The sequence below is a fragment of the Deltaproteobacteria bacterium genome (assembly GCA_021737785.1).
Classification (GTDB): domain Bacteria; phylum Desulfobacterota; class DSM-4660; order Desulfatiglandales; family Desulfatiglandaceae; genus AUK324.
Genome location: JAIPDI010000020.1, coordinates 1 through 20,088 on the forward strand (window position 1 = coordinate 1; position 20,088 = coordinate 20,088).

The 20,088-nt window shown below is 53.5% G+C and carries 19 protein-coding genes; 5 read left to right on the top strand and 14 right to left on the bottom strand.

From position 1 onward, the window contains the following. The first annotated feature begins 171 nt into the window (after positions 1-171). The 4 genes from K9N21_11265 (at position 172) to K9N21_11280 (ending at position 2,867) form a co-directional block, all read left to right on the top strand. On the top strand, positions 172-462 hold the full coding sequence (locus K9N21_11265) for a hypothetical protein (GenBank protein ID MCF8144486.1): 291 nt from the start codon (positions 172-174) through the stop codon (positions 460-462). A 326-nt stretch (positions 463-788) separates the two neighbouring features. Then, positions 789-1,313 (top strand): hypothetical protein, encoded by a 525-nt coding sequence (locus K9N21_11270; protein ID MCF8144487.1) that lies wholly within the window; start codon positions 789-791, stop codon positions 1,311-1,313. 79 nt (positions 1,314-1,392) lie between these two features. Further along, positions 1,393-1,935 (top strand): hypothetical protein, encoded by a 543-nt coding sequence (locus K9N21_11275; GenBank protein MCF8144488.1) that lies wholly within the window; start codon positions 1,393-1,395, stop codon positions 1,933-1,935. Between the two features lie 80 nt (positions 1,936-2,015). After that, positions 2,016-2,867 carry a hypothetical protein gene (locus tag K9N21_11280; GenBank protein ID MCF8144489.1) on the top strand — a complete coding sequence of 284 codons (852 nt, stop codon included), beginning with the start codon at positions 2,016-2,018 and terminating at the stop codon, positions 2,865-2,867. Between the two features lie 721 nt (positions 2,868-3,588). Here the strand turns inward: K9N21_11280 and K9N21_11285 are convergent. The 14 genes from K9N21_11285 to K9N21_11350 all read right to left on the bottom strand — a co-directional run bounded on the left by K9N21_11285 (position 3,589) and on the right by K9N21_11350 (position 18,456). Then, complete coding sequence (locus tag K9N21_11285) at positions 3,589-4,572, bottom strand: hypothetical protein (GenBank protein MCF8144490.1); 984 nt, start codon at positions 4,570-4,572, stop codon at positions 3,589-3,591. Between the two features lie 65 nt (positions 4,573-4,637). Then, positions 4,638-6,155 carry an MSMEG_0568 family radical SAM protein gene (locus tag K9N21_11290; protein ID MCF8144491.1) on the bottom strand — a complete coding sequence of 506 codons (1,518 nt, stop codon included), beginning with the start codon at positions 6,153-6,155 and terminating at the stop codon, positions 4,638-4,640. Positions 6,156-6,161: 6 nt separating this feature from the next. After that, positions 6,162-6,758 (bottom strand): flavodoxin family protein, encoded by a 597-nt coding sequence (locus K9N21_11295; protein MCF8144492.1) that lies wholly within the window; start codon positions 6,756-6,758, stop codon positions 6,162-6,164. A 146-nt stretch (positions 6,759-6,904) separates the two neighbouring features. Further along, positions 6,905-7,687: an ABC transporter ATP-binding protein gene (locus K9N21_11300; GenBank protein ID MCF8144493.1), complete on the bottom strand. Its 783-nt coding sequence runs from the start codon at positions 7,685-7,687 to the stop codon at positions 6,905-6,907. Positions 7,688-7,802: 115 nt separating this feature from the next. Further along, on the bottom strand, positions 7,803-8,558 hold the full coding sequence (locus tag K9N21_11305; protein ID MCF8144494.1) for an ABC transporter permease: 756 nt from the start codon (positions 8,556-8,558) through the stop codon (positions 7,803-7,805). Then, the gene (locus tag K9N21_11310) at positions 8,555-9,523 is read right to left on the bottom strand and encodes an ABC transporter substrate-binding protein (GenBank protein ID MCF8144495.1); all 969 of its coding nucleotides are present in this window, start codon (positions 9,521-9,523) and stop codon (positions 8,555-8,557) included. The genes K9N21_11305 and K9N21_11310 overlap by 4 nt, the downstream gene beginning before the upstream one ends. A gap of 58 nt (positions 9,524-9,581) precedes the next feature. After that, positions 9,582-10,208, bottom strand: a complete 627-nt coding sequence (locus K9N21_11315) for a hypothetical protein (protein MCF8144496.1) — start codon at positions 10,206-10,208, stop codon at positions 9,582-9,584. A gap of 87 nt (positions 10,209-10,295) precedes the next feature. After that, complete coding sequence (locus K9N21_11320) at positions 10,296-11,855, bottom strand: 4Fe-4S dicluster domain-containing protein (GenBank protein MCF8144497.1); 1,560 nt, start codon at positions 11,853-11,855, stop codon at positions 10,296-10,298. A gap of 25 nt (positions 11,856-11,880) precedes the next feature. After that, positions 11,881-13,314 carry a cytochrome c family protein gene (locus K9N21_11325; protein ID MCF8144498.1) on the bottom strand — a complete coding sequence of 478 codons (1,434 nt, stop codon included), beginning with the start codon at positions 13,312-13,314 and terminating at the stop codon, positions 11,881-11,883. Positions 13,315-13,334: 20 nt separating this feature from the next. Further along, positions 13,335-14,069, bottom strand: coding sequence for a cytochrome b/b6 domain-containing protein (locus K9N21_11330; protein MCF8144499.1), 735 nt, complete (start codon positions 14,067-14,069; stop codon positions 13,335-13,337). Between the two features lie 73 nt (positions 14,070-14,142). Beyond that, on the bottom strand, positions 14,143-15,003 hold the full coding sequence (locus tag K9N21_11335; protein MCF8144500.1) for a cytochrome c family protein: 861 nt from the start codon (positions 15,001-15,003) through the stop codon (positions 14,143-14,145). Between the two features lie 115 nt (positions 15,004-15,118). After that, positions 15,119-16,366 (bottom strand): hypothetical protein, encoded by a 1,248-nt coding sequence (locus tag K9N21_11340; protein MCF8144501.1) that lies wholly within the window; start codon positions 16,364-16,366, stop codon positions 15,119-15,121. A 335-nt stretch (positions 16,367-16,701) separates the two neighbouring features. After that, complete coding sequence (locus K9N21_11345; GenBank protein ID MCF8144502.1) at positions 16,702-17,988, bottom strand: hypothetical protein; 1,287 nt, start codon at positions 17,986-17,988, stop codon at positions 16,702-16,704. A gap of 114 nt (positions 17,989-18,102) precedes the next feature. Then, positions 18,103-18,456 (bottom strand): hypothetical protein, encoded by a 354-nt coding sequence (locus K9N21_11350; GenBank protein MCF8144503.1) that lies wholly within the window; start codon positions 18,454-18,456, stop codon positions 18,103-18,105. A 652-nt stretch (positions 18,457-19,108) separates the two neighbouring features. On the opposite strand from K9N21_11350, the gene K9N21_11355 reads away from it, so the two are divergent. After that, on the top strand, positions 19,109-19,987 hold the full coding sequence (locus K9N21_11355) for a GntR family transcriptional regulator (protein ID MCF8144504.1): 879 nt from the start codon (positions 19,109-19,111) through the stop codon (positions 19,985-19,987). Positions 19,988-20,088: the final 101 nt, after the last annotated feature.

A 20,088-nucleotide genomic window follows, 5' to 3' on the forward strand; every position in this document is an offset into this window, starting at 1 on the left:
TTTTTCGCACTATACTTTCAACGAGCATGAATCTTATCCTCCTTTCCTATCGGATCTTCACCAACAGGAACTATTGGATTTGATTCATGCTTTCAAGTTTTTAAATAATCTTTCTACCCACAAATTCGTATGAGGAGCCTATTTTTTGTCAAGCTATTCGGATGTGCTATTGTGGAACTAAAAGTCCCAATTGATATCAATCCATTTTCAGAGGCGATATTACAGCAAAAACCCCATCCTAAGGTATTTTTGGCTTTAGGGTCGTCTTTAGAAATGGGGACAGGGATGACAGATATTGAAACGGTTAATATTGATGACCAGTGCGTCTATGCTACATGGTTCTATATCGTCGAACCGATTGCAGTAACTGTGATATACGCAGAGCCTTCAGAAAAGAGAGAGGGTTTGGTGCATTCTTGGCATCCGTCTACAATTAAAAAATGTATTTATGCTGGATTTTAAAAACATAACAACGGGCTGGACAAGGATGCGCGAAAAACCGCCGCGCACCTGTCAGCCCGGCCGTTGGGCGCAAGTTATAAGTGATTGCAATGTCAATATCTGACAAGACACGTAAAATGCTGTGGGGAAAATCTGGTAACAAATGTGCGATTTGTAAACGCGATCTTGTACTAGAATCTACCGGTATGGACATCGAATCCGTCGTGGGTGAGGAATGTCACATCTTATCCGCCCAACGAAACGGGCCGAGGTTTGATTCGACCTATCCTGCAAACAAGCTAAATAATTATGGAAATCTTGTCCTACTATGCCGAGTTCATCATAAAATGATCGATGATCAAAAAGAAACATACACTCCAGATATTATTCTCCAATTAAAACAAACCCACGAACAATGGGTGGAGGCAAAGCTTGCCTCCGATGAAGAGCCAAAACCTTTACGTTTTAGAAAAACAAAAGAGAAGACAGCAGCCTTTCTCACAAGGCTTGATAATGGAAAAGAAGTTTTAAATATTGTCGAAGGCTCATGTGCTGCATCTTATGACCACGACGAACTGCTAACTGAGCAAGAAGTTGAACAGGTCGGAGAGTTTCTTGAAGTAGTGCAAGGTTGGGGTGATATCGGACGTGAGCTAGGGCCAGCGAGACGTACAGAGACTACTTTCAGGCTTTCTCAAGGAATTAAAGAATTAAATGATCTAGGTTTCCTAGTTTTTGGAGCTCGGGAGGTGCACGAAATGACCGGAGGCTATTTAAACGGGGTTACAGATTGGCCAGTGAGCATAATACGTGTACTGAGGAAGGATAATCCAGAAATTATGGCTATCCCAGTTGAGGACCAAAATGATTGAGATCGTCCAACCATCTCTTCCAGCGGAGCGCAAAAAGCGATGCGCCCGCTGAAGAGCCCGTTATGCATTGCAAAATAAAATGACTAAACCAATAAAAACAAATAGAAGTATTTCAAACTTAATAAAATCGCTGAAAAATCATGTCGATTTACTAAAAGAATATCATGAGCGAGCTTGTTTATACAATGATGTTCGTTTTTTGGGTGAGATTGCTGGAAAACTAAGAATTCTTGTCTGCGAAACCCGAACAAATAAGCCTCTATTAATGAAACTCATGGATGATTTGGAGTGTAAGATCCCTATTAGAATCGATCAACCAAAACCTCTTGGTGGACCTATAGTATTGTCTCTACGTGAATACCTTAACCGCCTTGCATGTTCGGTAAGAACCGAATCTGGAAGATGGGTTGAATTATCGAAAACAAATTTAATTGCTCTCTGGGCTCAACAATATGGAGCATCCCATGAAGATTGGGAGGTTAATGAGGAACTTGTGGCTGCATTAGATCCTTCTTTTAGAGTTGGGAATTTGCCTGCTGCAGCCCATGGGATCTGCATTATCTGTAAAACTGTAATTGTCGTTGCGTCAGAATTTATAAAAAGGCAAGACGAGTTGGCATAACAAATTTTTTCCACTGGCCGCCAAACAGCCGGCGCCAGTGAAAATGATGTTGTGCATGAAAGATTCTGAAAGGAATAGGCATGGCCGCAACCATAAAAGAAAATGCTGGAATTATATTGGCCACCCTCTATGAGGAGTCGAAGCAACTCGGGCAGAAAGATGAGATCGACGGACAGCGGATACAGGAACTGACTAAACTTGAGCCAGACCAAATAAACGATGCCGTATCTATACTACGCGACAACGGGTACGTCGAGTGGCAGCAGTATCTGGGTACAGCCCCCTTTGAATTCGGCGATGTTGAGATAACTCCTCGGGGTAAGGCTGAATATGAGAAAGCGTTGGAGCAGAGCAAAAATACGCATCTAATTTCTGCAATAAATCCAGCAGCAACTCCTGTTGGCTCCCCTTATGGGTTTCAAGATAGCGATTGGGAGTTAGTCGCAGAAAGGAAGTCTGAACGGTCTAAGTTATTTGTCGTGGTAGGCTACCAGTTTGCATCTTCCTACTATACTTCCGAAAATCTCATCATGAATCTTCGGAACCACTTCGAAAAGGCAGTTAAGAACTACAATGAACTACCGACATCTTTTCCTGTTGAACTTGACTTTAGCCCACTCGCCGCAGGTTATGGAGAACATCTTTTCAATGAGATATGCCGCGATATCATATGCGCAGACATAGCAGTCTTTGAGACCTCAGATGTAAATCCAAACGTGATGCTGGAAATGGGCGTGGCTCTGACCTGGGGTGTCAGGGTATTGCCAATAAAGGCGAACGGCTGTCCAAAGCCACCATCTGATATCTCCGGACAGACTTGGGCTGACTACGAAAACAACGCCAGCCAATTCGTAGACCAAGATCACGATCGGAAGATGCTGCGAATGGTTGAAAGAGCAGCAAGGAAGAAAGGCACTCGGACCGCACAATAACAGCATCAACCGGACGCTTGATAGTGCTGGTTATGCTCACGTGTGTGCCGGGCATGGCACAGAACTGGCGAGGTGAAAGTCCTCGTACCAGTGTGGCAGATGTGTGGCAGATGGGGACGCTGTAAGGTTTTAAGGTTTCTTCGGCTGGGCATGGCCCCAGATCTAGCGGATCGGCGTGAAAGGGACCATGGCCTATGGGGCCGGGAAGGCGTATTCCCTCACTATCCGGATCGTATTGGCGGGCTGGAAATCGGCCAGGTCTGCGGCTATGGGTGGAGCTGCTCCAGATTTTCGAAAGAACGGATGATGTTACTCCACCCCTGTGGTTTGCTGATCAAGGGGGCAGGTGATGCCGGTAATGGTGTCTGTTGTGAAATCGAAAACCATTTGAGATAAGGATCCGCTTCTGACGGTGACCTTTGTGCCATCAGTTACCCTGCCCACCACCGCGGCCTGGATATGCCTCTCCCGAAACAGGTCAATCACCAAATCCGAGTGTGGCAGATGGGGACGCTGTAAGGTTTTAAGGTTTCTTCGGCTGGGCATGGCGGCAGATCGAGCGGATCGGCATGGAAGGGGCCATGGCCTATGGGGCCGGGAAGGCACCCTCACTACCCGGACCGTATTGGCGGGCTGGAAATCGGCCAGGTCTGCGGCTATGCCGGAGGTCCTCAGATCTTCGAAGAACGGATGATGTTACCCCACCCCTCTGGTTTGCTGGTCAGGGGGGGCAGGTGATGCCGGTGATTCTGTCGGTCGTGAAATCGAAAACGGTTTGAGATTCGGATCCGCTTCTGACAGTGACCTTTGTATCATCCGTGACCCTGCCGACAATCGCAGCATGGATATGCCTTTTTTGGAACAGGTCAATCACCGAATCCGAGTGTTCAGGATGGACAGAGAGGATGAATCCAAAGCTTTGGAAAGAGAGCATCCAATCCTCAAGATCCAGACCCGGGGGGGAGGGGATGGCCTCCAGGTCGATCTCCGCGCCCCGTCCCGAATTTTCCATCATGATGGAAAGGGTCCCCAGGAGGCCGGCGTTGCTCACATCCTTGCACGCCAGGGCCCACCCGTTCTCCGCGATGCGGGGAAGGGCTTCCAGCCGGTGGATCAGTTCCTCAGGGGTCTTGCCTGAATTGGCATCCCAGCTTACCACGGAATGGCACCCCTTCTGACCGTTCAGGTCCGCGGCAAAGACGAGCTCGTCGCCCGGGACCGCAAGATGGCTCCGGAGCAGCTTATTGGCGTGGCCTAAAATAGCCACAGAGAGCGCGGGGGCGTCTGATGGGGCGTCGGGATGGAGGTGCCCGCCGACCATCGGCACCTGCAGCTTTTCACACCCCCTTCGAATCCCGTCAATGACCTTTGACCGATGCGCATCATCGCCGCTGGCCAGGACATTGACCATGGCAAGGGGTCTCCCCCCCATGGCATAGATGTCATTGACCGTCACCATGACCGCAGCCTTGCCGGCCGCATACGGTTCATTGACGAGCAACCGGGTCATCATGCCGTCGGCGGCCAGCAACAGGTATCCGTCCTTCCAGGGAATCACCGCTGCATCGTCTCCGTAGTTGGGCAACTGGGGTCCTTGGTGTCCCCCCAGAATCAGCTTTGCATACACCTCCTCGATCGGTTTTTTTCGCAAGAGCCCGAGGTAATTGCGCGTGTTATCGACCAACTGGGTCAGATTTCGGTTCAATGTGTTAGACTCCGGTTTTCCCGCTGAGGTTGCACCATCATCAATCAACAATCGACTATCATCAATCAACAATCCTCAAGGTTTGCCTCCATTACCTGATGGACTCTCCCGAAATAGGGCTCAGGCATTCCAATCCCTTTCCAGCCGAGACGCAAAAAAAAGGGGACATTGTCTTCCTGGATGTGGGCGGTGAATTTGGTGCATCCCTGTTTCTTGACCGTTGCGACGGCCCTCCGGACCAGGAGTTCTCCTGCGCCTGAGGACCGGTACCCCTTTTTGACCGCCAGTCGTCCCCCGATCCAGTGGGTATTGCCGTTACCGTTTGAAAACACCCTCACCGTGCCCACCACTTCCGGACCGTGTTTCGCCACCAGGTGGATGCCGTTTTCGTCATGCGGGTCCCTGTCCGAAGTCTCAAAGATTTGCTGCTCTGTGACAAATACCGCTTTTCGGATGTCAAAGGCCTGATTCAATTCAAATGAGGTCCTCGCCCGATGACACGTGAGATCGGCCCCGGGGCGTTCATACAGGGGAAGTGCCGAGCAGGCCCCGCACCGGACGCACCCTGCCAGGGACCGGTCGGCGGCAAGCCCCGTCTTCTGCAATATCGCGGCCACTTTTTCGTAGAGGGGGATCATAACGGCCGGATCCGGGGGAAGCGCATCCGCCATGAGCGAACCGGGGATGGGCCGCAGGGGGACCACAAAGGGATATACGCCCAGATCTGCCAGACGTTCGCTGCCGGAGATGATGGAATCCTGTTTTTCCCCCAGGCCTGCAATGAGGAAGCTGCTGACCTGGTTCGGCCCGAAGATCTCCACGGCGGCCTTCCAGGCCGCTTCATATCGCCTCAAACCGATGGCCGCCTTGACAGGGGCGGTCCTGGAGAGGGCCGCCATGTCCATGCTTTCAATGTGAATGCCGACGGTGTCCACTCCGGAATGCTTCAATTCATGGAGTCTTTCCGGGTCAGCGGGGGGAAGAAACTGGGCGTGCACCGGGAGATCCACAGCCTCCTTGATCGCCGTGCATGCAGCACCCAGGATGGAAATCTCCGCTCCTTGCGGGTTTCCTGTCCCCGTGGTGAGGACCACATGCCGGACCCCATCCAGGGCGTGTGCCTTGCGGGCCGTCTCTGCCAGGTGTTCGGGTGTTTTCAAAGGAATGGTCTGCCGGTTCTTCAAAGAGAGTTCGATTCCGCAGAACCGGCACCTGTTTTCGGAATTCCAGTAGATGCAGGTCTGAAGCACCGAGGTGGCCAGGCAGTCCTTTCCGTGAAGGAGGGCGATCTGTGAACAGGGGGTGCCGTCGCAGGTGGTCTGCCCGTAAAACCGTGGCCGGGGGATCATCTCCACGGGGAGGAGATCCCTGCCGTTTTTGCATAGCAGGACCTCCCCGCTTGCGGCCCTGAGGGAGTAGGGAGATGCGGATACATAGGGACTTCCCGTGGGCACGTTTATTGCGATACCCTTTATCAGAAAGGCGCCCGCGTCCGCCGGGCCTGCCCCCCCCTCTCTGCTGAGAAACCCCTTTCCGAGACGAACTCCCCGGCTCTGGATCTCTGTTACAACATGGCCGATCATCTGAATTTATCCCGCCATCTTGAGCGCGACCTCCGCCACTCGACGGCCAAGGCTTCGGACCGTTTGGAGACCCACCTCATCGTGCTCGACGCCTTCCGGATGTCCGCTCCACACGGTCCCTCCGAAATGAGCGCCGGGTTTGCCGTCGCCCACGAGAATCATATCCTGGACCAGCATAACGGCCTGCACGCTCTGAATGACCGCTTCCTGGCCCCCGTTTCGGAATCCGCCGACCGCAATGACGCCCCCGACCTTGTCCCGGAACAGGAATCCGTTGCGTCTGAACATGACGCACCGGTCCATAAAGGCCTTGCACTGGCCGCTCATGGCGCCCATATAGACGGGTGTGGCCACGATCAGGCCGCCCACATCCGGGTCCGAAAGGACAGGGATGAATTCCTCGAAGTCATCCTTCTGACCACACACGAGATTTTTGGTGCAGATGTTGAGGGCCTTGCAGACGTTGACCTCCTTTTCCGCCAGATCGATGGTCACGGTAGATACCTGAGGATAGGCCTCGGTAATCGCCCTGAGACAGCAATCCAGGGCATACCGGGTGGTTTTCTCCTTGCGCGCGCTGCAGGATACGCCGACTATTTTCATTTTTAACACTCCTTTCACACCATTCTTACCATTTTTATCATAAATACCCCGGAGAAATTATCAGACACCCGCGGGATTAACAATACTTGATACCTGATACCTGATATCTGGTAACGGATAACTGATAACGAATAACCGATAACCGGTCATGGGGGTTGCCCCCATTCACCGCCCCCTTTTTTCCCGGCCTCCAGGGTCTCCAGCACCCTTTTCCGGATGGCGTTGCAGGCCGGGCTGGTCCGGTCCCTGGGCCGTTCGCAGTCTACCTGGAAACGGCCCACAATCTGAGCAGGCCGCCCGGATAACACCAGAATGTGGTCGCTCATGAAAACAGCCTCATCCACGTTGTGGGTGACAAAGACAATGGTCACTTTCTGGGTTTCCCAGAGATCGAGAAGGAATGCCTGCAAATCATTTCTCGTCTGGCTGTCCAGGGAACCGAACGGCTCATCCATAAGGGTAACCTTCGGATCGGTGATCAAGGTCCTTGCAATGGCCACCCGTTGCCGCATGCCCCCTGACAGTTCCCGGGGATATCGCGCCTCGAATCCGCTCAGGCCGAATCGGTGGATGTAATCCATGGCGGCCGCATGCCGCTCTCCTTTTGGGATCCCCATGATCTCCAGGCCCAGCTGGATATTTTGGAGGGTCGTCAGCCAGGGAAAAAGGGCGTATTCCTGAAATACGAGGCCGATACGATCCGTTTCATATGCGATTTCCCTCCCGTCGATCAGGACCCTGCCGGACGAAGGCCTCTCCAGCCCTGCGATGATCCTCAACAGCGTTGTTTTTCCACATCCGCTCGGGCCGACAACGGAGACAAAGGTTCCTTCCTCCACGCGACAGTGGATATCCTTAAGCACGTGGAGCGGTGTATCGGAGTCTCGCCCGCCGAAGAATTTGGTCAGACCGATCAGTTCCAGGGCCATAAGACCTCTTCTTCTTTACAAAAAATTCTTTGTGTGCTTTGTGTCTCTGTGTGAGTCCCACCTGGGCGGGATTGGTTGTGGATATCCGCTTCAGGCATTTCACGCACTTCTTTCTTTACTGCCATCGGACGATTCGGGATTCACAGGCATGCAGCCCGCTGTTGATCAGGACGCCGATCAGGCCGATGATCAGCATGCCTGCCAGAATTTCATCCGGCCGCTGGATGTCCCTGGCCGTCATAATCATGTACCCCAGCCCGTAACCGCTCTTGACCCCTGTGAATTCCGCGGCCACCAGGGTCATCCATCCGATCCCCACGCCGATTCTCATCCCCACGAATATAGACGGGATGGACCCGGGAAGCAATACCTTAAGAAAAATGTCCTTTTGTTTTGCATTGAGGGTCCGGGCCACTTCAAAGTATATGGGGTTGATGGAAACGACCCCTGAAACGGTGTTGAGAAGGATCGGAAAGAAGGCCCCAAGGAAGATAATGAATGCCGCCGACTTCATGCCGATGCCGAACCACAGGATGGCAATCGGAATCCATGCCAGGGGGGGGATGGGTCTGAGAAGTTCGATCACAGGATTGACTATGCGTCGCAGCGCGGGCGACCCGCCCATCAAGAGCCCCAACGGGATACCTAAAAGTGCGGCAACGGCAAACCCGAGGGCGACGCGGTAGAGGCTGTAGAGCACGTGATAATAAAGGAGATGGCCGGGAGGCATGCCGATGACCGCCAGGTCTTTCAACCCAAGAAGGATTTTGACCGGCGATGGCAGGAGGTGGGGGGGGATCACCTTGACAAAAGAAAGCCCCTGCCAGACAAGGACCAAGGCCAGAGGTAGGAGGTACCGGTCAAATCTCATTTGTGGATGATGTCTCCGAGGATCTTCTGGTTGATAAACGTTTCCACAAACGCCCCCGGATCGGGCAGGGTGATGTACTTCATGCGGGAGAGAAAGTCCACATATTCCCTCTCTCCGTCGATGCTCAGGAGATAGGTGTAGTTCACGTTTTCCATGGCCAGACGGATGGTCGGCGCATCCATCCCGGTGTATTTGACGCCGATCTTTACGGCCTCGTCAGGGAACTCCCTGATGAAATCCGTAGCCTCCACGTGCGCCCTCACCGCGGCCTCGGCATCCCGGGGCCGCTCGGAAAGGAAGCGGTTGCTTACCACAAGGACACAGCAGGGATGATCTTTCCAGATGTCATGGGAGGTAAGGAGAACCTGTCCCACGCCCATGGTCCGCGCCTTGGCCGGGTAGGGCTCCCAGGCGATAAATGCATCGATCTGCCCGGTCTTGAGCGCCCCGATCATCTCCGGCGGCTTCAAGACGATGATATGGACCGCCTTTTGATCCACATTGTGCTTCAGAAGGGCCTTTTTGAGGAGAAAGTCCTGGACCGTGGAATGACCGGGGATGGCCACCCGCTTCCGTGCCAGATCGCGCACGTCCCTTATCGGCGCGTCCTTCCCCTTCACAATGGCCGACCCCTCGGTGTTGACCTGGGCCAGGACCGTTACCTCCGCCGCCTTGTTGGCCACGGCCGTGGTGGCGGGGGCCTCTCCCACGTAGCCCACGTCAAGGGCCCCGGCCGCAAATGCGCTCATCTCTTCAGGGCCGGCCTTGAAAATGCCCGCGACCTCCACTTCGACCCCGTGTTTCCGGTAAAGCCCATTTTCCAGGGCCACCCAGCAGGCCAATTGGTGAATATCGCTCTGGAGATATCCGATACGGATGGGTTTGTCTGCGGCATTTCCAGCGGACGGGCCGGCCAAAAAGATCAGAGAGATAACAACAGTCAGAAACAATGTGGTTTTCATCATGCCTCCTGCGGGTCTTTGCCGGAGCACTCGGTCGCGGACGGTGAAGCGGCGGAAAATGCTATCCGGGCTGAACTACCTCATAATACCGATTGGCGGCCAACCCTGCAAACAAAACAGCGCCGGGGCAGGGGACCACCAGCTTTTTTTGAAACCGGGAACCGATGATGTTGAAAAACTCAAGACAGGCGGAACAGATATGGGTGGTTTTTGCGATGGAATAGGGCACGGTCTGGTTCTCTTCCCGGATAAAATAGACAGGGTCAATAAAGTTGGCGTGATTGGCGCAGTGGGTGAGGAAGAGTTCGTCATAGGTGATGCCCCTCAGCCCCATGATCTTAAGCCATCGTTCCTGCAATTCAGGGTCCTCCCCCGCGATGTCCTCCCATGCCTCGGGACGGGCCTGATGATAGGTTTCTCTGTCGATCAGATGCAACTGCCCGGTTCGGTCGGGCAATTCAGGGCGCCTCAATTTGGACTCACGGATAATGATGTCCGGTCCCCTGTCGATGGTCACGATCCTGCTGGCGCTGATGACCAGGACCCGGCCATAGTAGGGACAGTCAGGAGTAAACCAGGTGAGCTGACGCCTGCAAAGGGCGTATTTGTCCCAGCCGTCCCTCGGCACAAACCCTATCTCGACGCTTCTGGACAGAGGAACGCAGACCGCCTTTCGGGCCTCATGCATGAGGATGCCTTCCCTCTTTAAACGGGAATCCAGAGAGGCGAATTCCGCTTGTTCAAGCCAGTAGACGTATTTCCTGTAGATGCCGATCTATTCTCCTTTGGAATCAGGACCTTCGGTCGCGTCATCCCTCGGCTTTCTGACCTTGCGGACCTTTTTTTCCTCTTTTTGGGGTGCATTATCCTGCAAAGACCGCTCCACCAGAAAGCTGATGTCGCGCATGATCAGGGGTGACTGCAAGGCACTGATGCCGACCTGCAGCCCCTGATAGCAGAAGGGGCAGGCAGAGACCAGTTCCGTTGCGCCGGTCTCTTCCGCCTCCTTCACTCGTCTTTGGGCCATCTTGTTCTGGATGTCCGGGTATCCGGATTTGAGGCCTCCACCGGCCCCGCAGCATCTCGAGTATTCGCGATTCCTGGGCATTTCTATGAGGTCGAGACCCGGTATCTTCTCCATGAGGAATCGGGGATCGTCGTACACGCCTGAGGCCCGGCCCAGATGGCAGGGATCGTGGTAGGTCACGAGCGTTTCCACCGGGTTACGGAATATCAGCTGTTTATCCTCATAAAGACGGCGCAGGAATTCCACAGTGTGCAACACTTCGAAATTCATCTTTCCGACCTTGGGATAGTCTTCCTTGATGGTCTTGAAACAGCCCGCGCACGAACTGATGAGGGTTTCGATCCCCAGTTCGTTGAACATCTTGATGTTCTGGGAGGCCAGTCGCTCGAACTCGGGATCGCCCATTCGAAGCATGACGCTGCCGCAGCATTTCTCGTCCTTCCCGAGGCAGCCGTAATCCACCCCCAACGCCTCCAGGATATTGATGGTGCTGACCGCCACCTGCTTGACATTGATATCATAGGCCGCGGTGCATCCCAAAAAGAGGAGGACCTTTCCCCCGGTCTTTTTGATTTCCCTCGGGAGTTCCTGGATGAGATTTTCCTTTTTGGCCCGCCTGGCCCATTTTTCCCGGCCGGCACGGGGCTGCTGCCAGGGATTGTCGTAGGATTTTACGCTCTTGATAAGGGCCTTCTGGGAATCGAGGGGGCCGTAATCGGCCTTGACAATGAGGCGGCGGATATCCTCCCATAGATTGACGGTGTCAATGTTGGCCGGGCATACCACATGGCACTGACCGCAGGTGGAGCATTCGTACAGGTTCCTTACAAACTCCTCAAACTCGGGTTTGGAGACCTCCTTATACCGAAAAACAAGGGCCAGAAGCTTTTTAATGGTTTCCGGGGCCTTTTCATTCCTCATAATGCTTCCGAGGAGGCCTTTCTGGGACCGGATCACCCTCAGAAAATCGGTGACCTTGGCCCGGGGGATGATCCCCGCTTTTTCATCCTGATCATAGACCGGGCACCAGGTGAGACATTCGCCGCACCGGGTACAGGCGTCCAATTCGATCAGCCGGCGCATATCCAGATTGGAAATGAGGATATCCCGGACCTTCTCCGGGGAAGCGACCGGCTCGGCCCGTTCCTTCCCGTCGGGGGTGTCGTCCTTTTCTTCCACAGCCGCGGCCGCGGATGTTTCCACACCCGCTGGGTCCACAGGGGGCGGGGCTTTCCCGGTTTCGGGCTGCGATACGGTCTCGTTTTCAGCGATTGCGTCTTCGGGGAGGATGGATTTTTCTTCCGGCATGTCTTTTCCAGTCTGTTTTAAATTTCTATTTCATTTTGTAATTCATCATCAGGGTAAGCGGCGTGTTAAACACATGCCGCATTTTGCCAAAGGGGAGATAGGCGATGAGCAGCGCCCCCACCCCTGCATGGGCATACCAGAGCCAGGGGTAGATAACCCGCCAGTCAAGGCCGAGAACCGCCATCAGTCGGGCCAGCGGATAGCCGATAAAGGAAAAGGCAGCCATGGACGGCGGGATCTGGGTCATCAGGATCCGTATTGCCTCCAGCAGGAACCCCAGAAGGACCAGGACCCCTATAATGGCGATGGCCAGATTGTCCTGTCCCTCCCTGGCCACGTGGACCGGTTTCAGAATGAATCGTTGAACCATGGCCCAGGCAATGCCGATGACGATCAGGAGCCCTGTCAGATCGTAAAAGAACGCTGTGAATCCGTTGTTCTTGTTCAAGAGCGCCAGTGCCAGGGTGCTGTCCGGGCCGATCCGATAGGCAAAATAGGTGAGAAGGCCGATGAACAGACGCGCCAGGATCGATATGTAGATGAGGGAATGGATCGACCACCGTTTTACACTCTCCTGAAGGATCCTTCGCTGCAGGAAGATATCGAGGACCATCACCTTGATCAGGGTGAAGACCTGGCGTGAGAATATTACCTGCCACATGGATTCGGATGTAAGGGCGATCTTCCGGTGGAGCGATTTCTCTTCTCCCTGGACGCTCCCTTTGAACCAGAAGCTGATCATCAGGAAGAGACCGAAGAGAAAGAGGATAAAGGCAATCCAGAAGACAGGGTGCCCGATGGTCAGCGGGGCGCTGTGACAGAGGATGCAGAGAAAGCTCTTGGAGGGGAGGGCGGCTGCGGCCGCTCCCACCTTGTTTTCAGCAGTGTGACATCGGTTGCAGAATTCAGGGTCCGTCACATCGGGGAGGGAATGATCGGTCAGGGGGATGGGGACCCCCTGATCGTCCACCCGGGAGAGCCTGATCTCCCCGGTTTTTCTATTAAGAGACACAATTTTGGAGGCGCGATGACAGGCCTGACAGTCCACCCGGAGGTGAGGGCCATGGGCGGCTTCTTCCCCATGTACGCTGTGGCATCCGGTGCATTGAGCGCCTGATTCGGAGGTATGGGGATATTCGGCCACATCCCTGTGGCAGTGGATGCAGGCCGTGTACTTATGGCGTGTCTTTTCAAAGGACTGAAGATCGACCTGGAGGGAAAGGGGTTGCCCTTCCACGCTCTTTAAACATTCTTTCTGAGCGTGACACTCCATGCAAAAGGCCTGGGAGGCAAAGACCCCTTCATTGGTGTTGACATTGGGATACCGATGGCAGTCCAGACAGTCCCGCTGCTTTCCGTCCAGAACAGGGGACATCATGACCGGATCTTGAGCCCGGGCTTGAGGGGCGATCAGGAAAATACCGATAAAAATGAGAATGAATGCAATCCGCGTTTTCAATGGCCTGGGTATCCCCCTGTTTAAGATATTTGAGAAGCAGAACCGGGTGAAGGGGCCTCGGGGGCGGCGATGATATCCTCCCACTCCCCGGGATGCTCTCTCATGAGTTTCTCTTTGTCGGTCCTTCCGGTAAAGATGCTCTTTTCCATCGGAAACACCTCGGGACGAAGGTGCGCCGAAATCAGGTGCACCACAAATTTTAGGGCCACCGCCAGAATCGCCTCGTACAGATGGAGGACCTGGGCCAGGTTGATGAAGTACCCGGGGATCAGCCTGGAGAAGAATTCCGGAGCCCACAGGATCAGTCCGGTGAAGCCCATGGTGTTCATGCCCAGAAAGATGGCCAGGTAGTCAAATTTTTCCCAGTAGGTAAACCGGTTGAAGGATGGAAGCCTTCCCTTGCCGAAAAAGTACCGCATATGCCCGAAGAGATCTTTGATGTCCTTGACCCTCGGGAAGAGGGACTGGGGATCGGTGAGGCTTCCCTTGAGGACCAGCTTATAATACACCAGCCAGAGGATGTGGACCATGACGCAGGCATAGGTAATGACGGCAAAGAAGCGATGGAGATAGGCCAGATGTCCGGCCCCGCCGATCAGCCACACAAACCCGGCGGCCCACCACTGGCTGCTGAATTTGAGCGAAAAGCCGGTGACCGCGAGTCCCGTGAAACCCACCATGACAATAATATGGAGGAACCGTTGAAGTACGGAAAACCGGATGAATATCGCTTCCTGTGAATTCTCTTCCGACATGATACACACCTCTTCACAAGTGCCCCCCCAACTCTAGGCACTTTAGCTCACTTTAGGCACTTTAGACACTTACTCAATGTTTCCGTAATTTTTCATGAAGTTCTCTCAAGAGCCACAGGAAGCTGTGCCCATAGAAAAACCCCACCACCAGGATCACGATGATGGTCATGATGAGGGTAACGAGTTTTATGATGGCCACGTGCTTCTGTTTTCCCTTATTGTCCCGGGCCAGGCCCTCCGTGGTGGGGTGGATCACGAACTGGGCGAATCGTTCCCCGGCATCGGGATGACACCGTTGGCAGGCCGCAAGGGCCGCCTCTCTGTCTTTCAGGGAAACACAGTCATGGGCCCCGTGGCAGTCCGTGCAGTAGGCGGATGCCGCATCCCCCAGATTGACAGCGGTCTTGCCGTGATAATTCTCCAGGTAGGTGGCCTTCTGCGCCGCATGACAGGCGCCGCAGACCCCTGTCATCTCTTTTCCCATGGCCACCCTGGAAAGATGCGATTTGGCATAGTGAGCGGAATGGCACTCCCCGCAGGTAGGGGCCTTCAGCCGATCAGAAACAGGTCCCTGGGAAGGCGCCGCTTTTTTTTCTTCTGCGAGGGCCTTGGCATGGGCCCCCCGAAGGTATCGCTCATACGATTCCCGATGACAGGTCTTGCAGCGGTGGTAGTCATAGAGTTGTGTTGCTTTTAGTTTCAGATCAGTTGCTTCGCGGGTGCCGGGATGTTTTCTCCCTGCTTCGTTCATGTCGCCGTGGCAGGCGTCACAGGAAAGGGTGTTGTGGGCAGACTCTGAAAACCGGTTCAGGTCCAAAAACCACCCGGAGGAATAGCGGGGAACCTCTACGACAACTGCGCCTGCCCGGGCCGAAGCAATGGAGGGGATGGAGAGAAACAGAGCGCACGCGAAAAGGAGAGACGTTCTGCGCATGAAAACTTGTGCCTTGACTCGTGATGGATTCTTCAACGGTGTCTCCTGCCGGCTCCTTATGACTATGGATGGCCCTGACTAAAACATACCCAGAGGTGATGATCCCTTCAATTCCTCAATCCCTTAATCCCTTATCCTCAATTCCTGAATTCCCCATCAGTTTTGTCCTGAAATATATTTCCAGGAAAAGCGTGGAGGTGCGATTCAATCTCTCAAACAGGGTTCTTGCCGGAAAAATCGTATCCGTTCCTTGCTTGAGCGACCTTTTCATCTCGCGCAGAAGCGCTGTTGTTTCTGAGGCCGACGCTATCAACCGGCCCGCCTGACCCGGCAGCAGGCGCATCTGATTCAGCCTTTCGAGGGGCTTTATCCGCTGCCAGACAGGCTCTATAAATTCTCTTATTTTGGCGGTTTCATAGACCTTGTTGCCGATCACCCATTGAACCGGAAGGGTTTCCAGTCCCACCGCGACGATACGGGCATTGCTGATCTCTCTTTTGATGTCTTTCAGGAGAAGCCGGCAGGCCTTGCCGGAGAGGGTTTCTCCATAAACGCCCCTGTCGGGGATCCGGTCCGGGTCATGAGGGAGGTCCCAAAGCATGGCATCAGTCAGGAGCTGATTGGCCGTCGGGAAACGGGGATGTTCGAAATGGGGTCCATACAGATGAAAAAATCCCCGGCCCATCTTCTGCCGGATGACCGCGGCCTTTCCCAATACCGTGTCGGCCGCGAGTTTTTCATCCACCAGAAACACCGTCTTTTCCGTAAAGCCGCTGTAGGTAGCCAGGACCTGGACAGGGTCGCCGGCGACCATGGGGGGACCGCCGTAGAGGGGGGCATCAAGGGCCGGCACCTTTTTAAAGGGGATAAATCCGTTGGTGGCAAGCCGGACCGCCTCCCTTACCGGATGAAAGATATACGCGCACCCATAGGCCGTGCAGAATTTCTCTCTCAGACGCCGGGCCTCGGGGAGGATCCGGGTCAGGTTGGCGACTTTTGCAGGGACAAAATTAAACAGGTTGAGATGTTCCTTGGAGGAATGGAGCGGGAGATAGGCCCCTGCGCAGGAACCGATGTAGAGTCCGCCATTGGTGATGAAGCGCTCGAGCCTCTCGGCCCCTTCCGGCCCCAACCCCTCTGCAATGGCAAAGGTGTCCCCTCCGGACATGGCCAGGACATCGCACCTGTCCAGACCGCCGCCCTTCAGGTGGGTTTCGCTCAGGAAGGCAAGATCAAAAAAACCGATCCGGTCAAATATCTCCACGAACCAGAGCCAGGAATGGGATGTTCCTCGACCGGTATAGATGCCGATCCTGGGATGCCCTTTATTATCAGACCTATTGCAGGTGTCATTATCCTTCATGGACACACTCGCCGCACAGGAATTCTGAAATGCTCCCCGGCGGCCTGACGGCCGCAACCAAAGATTTCCACACAAAGCCACAAAGACACAAAGATTTTTTGTCCAAAGGCTATTACCGAATAACGGACTACCTCCCGGCAGGGCTTGGTCTGTTCTGATCCTGAACCTGCCCCATGAAATTCATGCAAATTAGAGCGAAGCGGATTTCACTGGGGTCTTTCTTTCAGGATCAGAACGAACCTATCAAGACTTCTTCGCGTGCTTCGGGCCTTGGCGGTTCAACAAAACTTCTTCGCACGTTGCAGAGAAGTTAAAACCAAAGATTCTTAATCCCGTTATCCGGTGATATCCGCAATCACCTCGTCCAGGGTCTCTTGTGTCAATTCCAGTTCTGTCCCGAGGCTGGAAATATCGAGGAGCTTTTCCTCGGTCAATTCAGGGGCCATGAGCGCGAACAGGGGATGGATGCCGAAGATATAGGCCACGGCCTGGCGTCGCATCCATCCCTCCTTTTCCTGGTTCCCCACGGCTGCCCATGGGCTGAATACGGCATCGCCCGAACTCGACACCGGACCCTTCAGGTCGGGGAGGGCGCCTTTGATCGCTTCCGGGTCTGTAAGACCGGTTGTTTCGCTCAGTTCAGCAACCGCAGCCGCGTCAATGCCGTATTTTGCACATGCCTTGAGCACATGACAGGCGTCGGCCGCGGTCAGCCCCAGTCGCTTGAATATCAGGAGGGGAGAGATATCGGTCAGCAGGACCCCGGGCTCATTCACGGTGGTCTCTTTCAGGAGCGAGGGATCTTCATCCAGGAATACGAAGGTGTTGGTCGGCACAGAGGTGTTGAAGCAGGCCATGTGCTTATGGGTCAACGGCTGGAGCCACTCCCCGATGTCCTCCGCACCCAGGGCCGCGGCCATGGCGGCAATCCCTCTGATTTTAGCGGCGCCCCCCGACTTGACGGCGGAGAGAAGTTCGCCGCACTTCTCAATAAACTCTTCCGGCTCAGCAATTTCCAGGAGGCCCATCCCCCGCAAAGCGATCAGCTTGAGGCGCTTTTTTCCAAAGAGATTTCCGAAACCCATTCGATCTCCGCTCTGCCAGTAGTTGATCGAGATTTGGGCCAGATCGGATCCCTTTTCCCCGGCCTCTCCGATCCCGATGACCTGTATCAGGTCGTCCCCCATGAGGTCCCGGATACGATCCGTTGCGGTCCAGACATCCTGCCCCCACAGATCATCTGAGTCGCTGATGTCGGCGATGCCGTCATGGATCCATAAATAGACCGGTTTTTCGGATATCCCTTTGATAACGATATAGTCAAACCCGGAGTACTTCAATTCCATGCCGGCATCCAGGCTCAAGGGAACGTGGGAAACCCGCCCTGTCAAAGGGCTTTTCGCCGTGATCACACCCAGAGATGAACCGGGAACCAGGCTTCCCGTCAAGAGGCCGGTGCCCAATACGATGGGGTCTTGGTCTGCGAAACGATCATAGAGGGATTTGGTGATCCCGGCCCCTCCGATCTTCTCCAATACCAGGTCGTCATCCAACTCCTCTTCGATGATTTCACGTGTGGCAAGGTCGACAACAGCGATCTTTCCGGATGCTAAATATTCCATATGGGTATCTCCTCAAAATTAAGGTTTTCCGTCAGACTCGAGTGATTCGGTAGTGTATTGGTTCGACTTTGGCCCAACCATGAGCCGAACATGCACCGGTACGATACCAATTGTCTATTCCATGGAAATCGCATTGACCGGACAAAACCGGATGCACAGGGGTCCGTCATCCAGATCCTCGCACAGGTCGCAGGATTCCCTGAGCAACATCGGTTTTGCAGAGGCATCCGCCTCCTTGTCCGGGTCCTGCTCTTGGCCGATTCGACTAATTTCCGTGCCTTCCGGCCGTGCGGCGATCAAGCTGTCTTCCTCTTTTAAAATGACACCTATGTAATTTTTCTTTTCCCTGGCCCGGTAGGGTACGATGCATGACGACAGAAGTGCAAAGGCATCGTCCCGATGATAGCCGCAGGCCAATTCGCAGGCCATACATGCCGTACATGTCAGCGCGTCGATTTTCAACCCCATAGGAAAACCTCCTTAAGTTTGAGAATATGTCCGAAGACCGATTGCCTGTATCATTGAGTGGAATATCGATATCGTTAAATTATAATAGAAATATTAGAATATTAAGCTCAAACCCTATGCGACCTTCATTGAAATGGTGTCGTTTTTATAGAAAAGCCATGAAGAAAAGTCAAACAAAAATTATAACCTTTATAATATTTCTTTGACGATCTGTGGTGCGTTTGGTTTCTATTCCTGCCCTTATGGAAAATAAATCTGTGGTTTTGAGCAGTCAATTCCATTTAATAATTTTTTAAATCATATTAATTGATTTTAAATAATAATTATTAACGAATTTGCCGTTAATCCTGTTGTCGATGGTTTGAGGTTTTTGATGAGTTAAAAAATATGAAAAGATTATAATATTTTTCTTGACAGGTTATGTTTCATTCAGTATCTCTACACGGAAGCACACCATGAAAGCAAGCGTAGTGGCAGTTATCGGTTGTTTGTTGCCGGTCGGGCATCAAGCGTTCGTTTTCGGTCTTTCCCGATCCCGCGCACCCGCGGGATTAACCGGATAACCCGCTCCTGTTTTCATCCGCAAAGACGACAGGCTCCCTGTCATCACCTTTTACACTGAATTTCCGTTTTGAGGTCCATACCGCGATTCATGTTTAATAATGCAAACAAGTCTGAAAAGGTCTCAGACAACATCATCGCCCAGATTCGCGACGCCATCCTTTCCGGCAGGATCAAGCCTGGGGACAGGCTGGCCTCTGAGAAGGAGTTGATCGATCAGTTCGGGGTCAGCAAGGCGACCATGCGGGAGGCCCTTCGGGTACTCGAGGTCATCGGACTGCTGGAAATCCGAAAAGGGATTTCCGGCGGGGCCTTTGTGGCAGAGGTGGACATGAGGACCACCCTTCACGCCATTGTCAATTTCCTCCATTTTCAAACCGTATCCGTCAAAGAAATTACCATGCTCCGGTATCTCATTGAACCGTCCGTGGCACAAGTGGCCGCAGCCAAGCGAACGGACAAGGACATCGAAAAGCTGGAGCAGGTCATCGGCGAGGGTATCACACCCGGAGACAATGAGGTCTCCAAAGAGATCAGTTTCCACCGCTATTTGGCCCGAATGACCGAGAACACCATCCTGACGCTGACCATCGATATGATTGACAACCTTCTAAAGGCAATGAAAAAAAAGATCGGGCTTCCCCCTGAGTTCTATGCTCATGTCCGGGATGCACACACCATCATCCTGGAGTGCCTGGTCCAGCAGGACGGTCTGGCGGCGAAAATCGCCATGGCCAATGATGTGGTAGGGGTAGGCAGATACATATGCAAGTTTACAGAGACCCCCCCCTTTGAACCCTCGGAATTGAAAGCGAGTCGATCACCCATTGATACACATTTGGAGGTAAACCCGGAGGCCCGCGTGGTGATGAAAGATGATCCGCTGCTCCTGGAATCCGGGACTATTGTCAGACGGGTAGGGACCAGCGAGTTATACCTGGTTGTGAAAGAACATGAAAATGATGTTTAGAATCGGCCCCCGTCGGCTTTTTGAATCCTGCTGAAAGCGGGATTTTTGACCCGTAATCAATAACAAGAATATGGTAATCAGCTCCACATTTCATATGGTCC

Bases quoted from the DNA above. Each gene is read 5' to 3' on its own strand.
- K9N21_11270 (MCF8144487.1), top strand. From the start codon at position 789: ATGATCGATGATCAAAAAGAAACATACACTCCAGATATTATTCTCCAA.
- K9N21_11275 (MCF8144488.1), top strand. From the start codon at position 1,393: ATGACTAAACCAATAAAAACAAATAGAAGTATTTCAAACTTAATAAAA.
- K9N21_11280 (MCF8144489.1), top strand. From the start codon at position 2,016: ATGGCCGCAACCATAAAAGAAAATGCTGGAATTATATTGGCCACCCTC.
- K9N21_11290 (MCF8144491.1), bottom strand. From the start codon at position 6,155: ATGATCGGCCATGTTGTAACAGAGATCCAGAGCCGGGGAGTTCGTCTC.
- K9N21_11295 (MCF8144492.1), bottom strand. From the start codon at position 6,758: ATGAAAATAGTCGGCGTATCCTGCAGCGCGCGCAAGGAGAAAACCACC.
- K9N21_11300 (MCF8144493.1), bottom strand. From the start codon at position 7,687: ATGGCCCTGGAACTGATCGGTCTGACCAAATTCTTCGGCGGGCGAGAC.
- K9N21_11305 (MCF8144494.1), bottom strand. From the start codon at position 8,558: ATGAGATTTGACCGGTACCTCCTACCTCTGGCCTTGGTCCTTGTCTGG.
- K9N21_11310 (MCF8144495.1), bottom strand. From the start codon at position 9,523: ATGATGAAAACCACATTGTTTCTGACTGTTGTTATCTCTCTGATCTTT.
- K9N21_11315 (MCF8144496.1), bottom strand. From the start codon at position 10,208: ATGCATGAGGCCCGAAAGGCGGTCTGCGTTCCTCTGTCCAGAAGCGTC.
- K9N21_11320 (MCF8144497.1), bottom strand. From the start codon at position 11,855: ATGCCGGAAGAAAAATCCATCCTCCCCGAAGACGCAATCGCTGAAAAC.
- K9N21_11330 (MCF8144499.1), bottom strand. From the start codon at position 14,069: ATGTCGGAAGAGAATTCACAGGAAGCGATATTCATCCGGTTTTCCGTA.
- K9N21_11335 (MCF8144500.1), bottom strand. From the start codon at position 15,003: ATGCGCAGAACGTCTCTCCTTTTCGCGTGCGCTCTGTTTCTCTCCATC.
- K9N21_11340 (MCF8144501.1), bottom strand. From the start codon at position 16,366: ATGAAGGATAATGACACCTGCAATAGGTCTGATAATAAAGGGCATCCC.
- K9N21_11345 (MCF8144502.1), bottom strand. From the start codon at position 17,988: ATGGAATATTTAGCATCCGGAAAGATCGCTGTTGTCGACCTTGCCACA.
- K9N21_11350 (MCF8144503.1), bottom strand. From the start codon at position 18,456: ATGGGGTTGAAAATCGACGCGCTGACATGTACGGCATGTATGGCCTGC.
- K9N21_11355 (MCF8144504.1), top strand. From the start codon at position 19,109: ATGTTTAATAATGCAAACAAGTCTGAAAAGGTCTCAGACAACATCATC.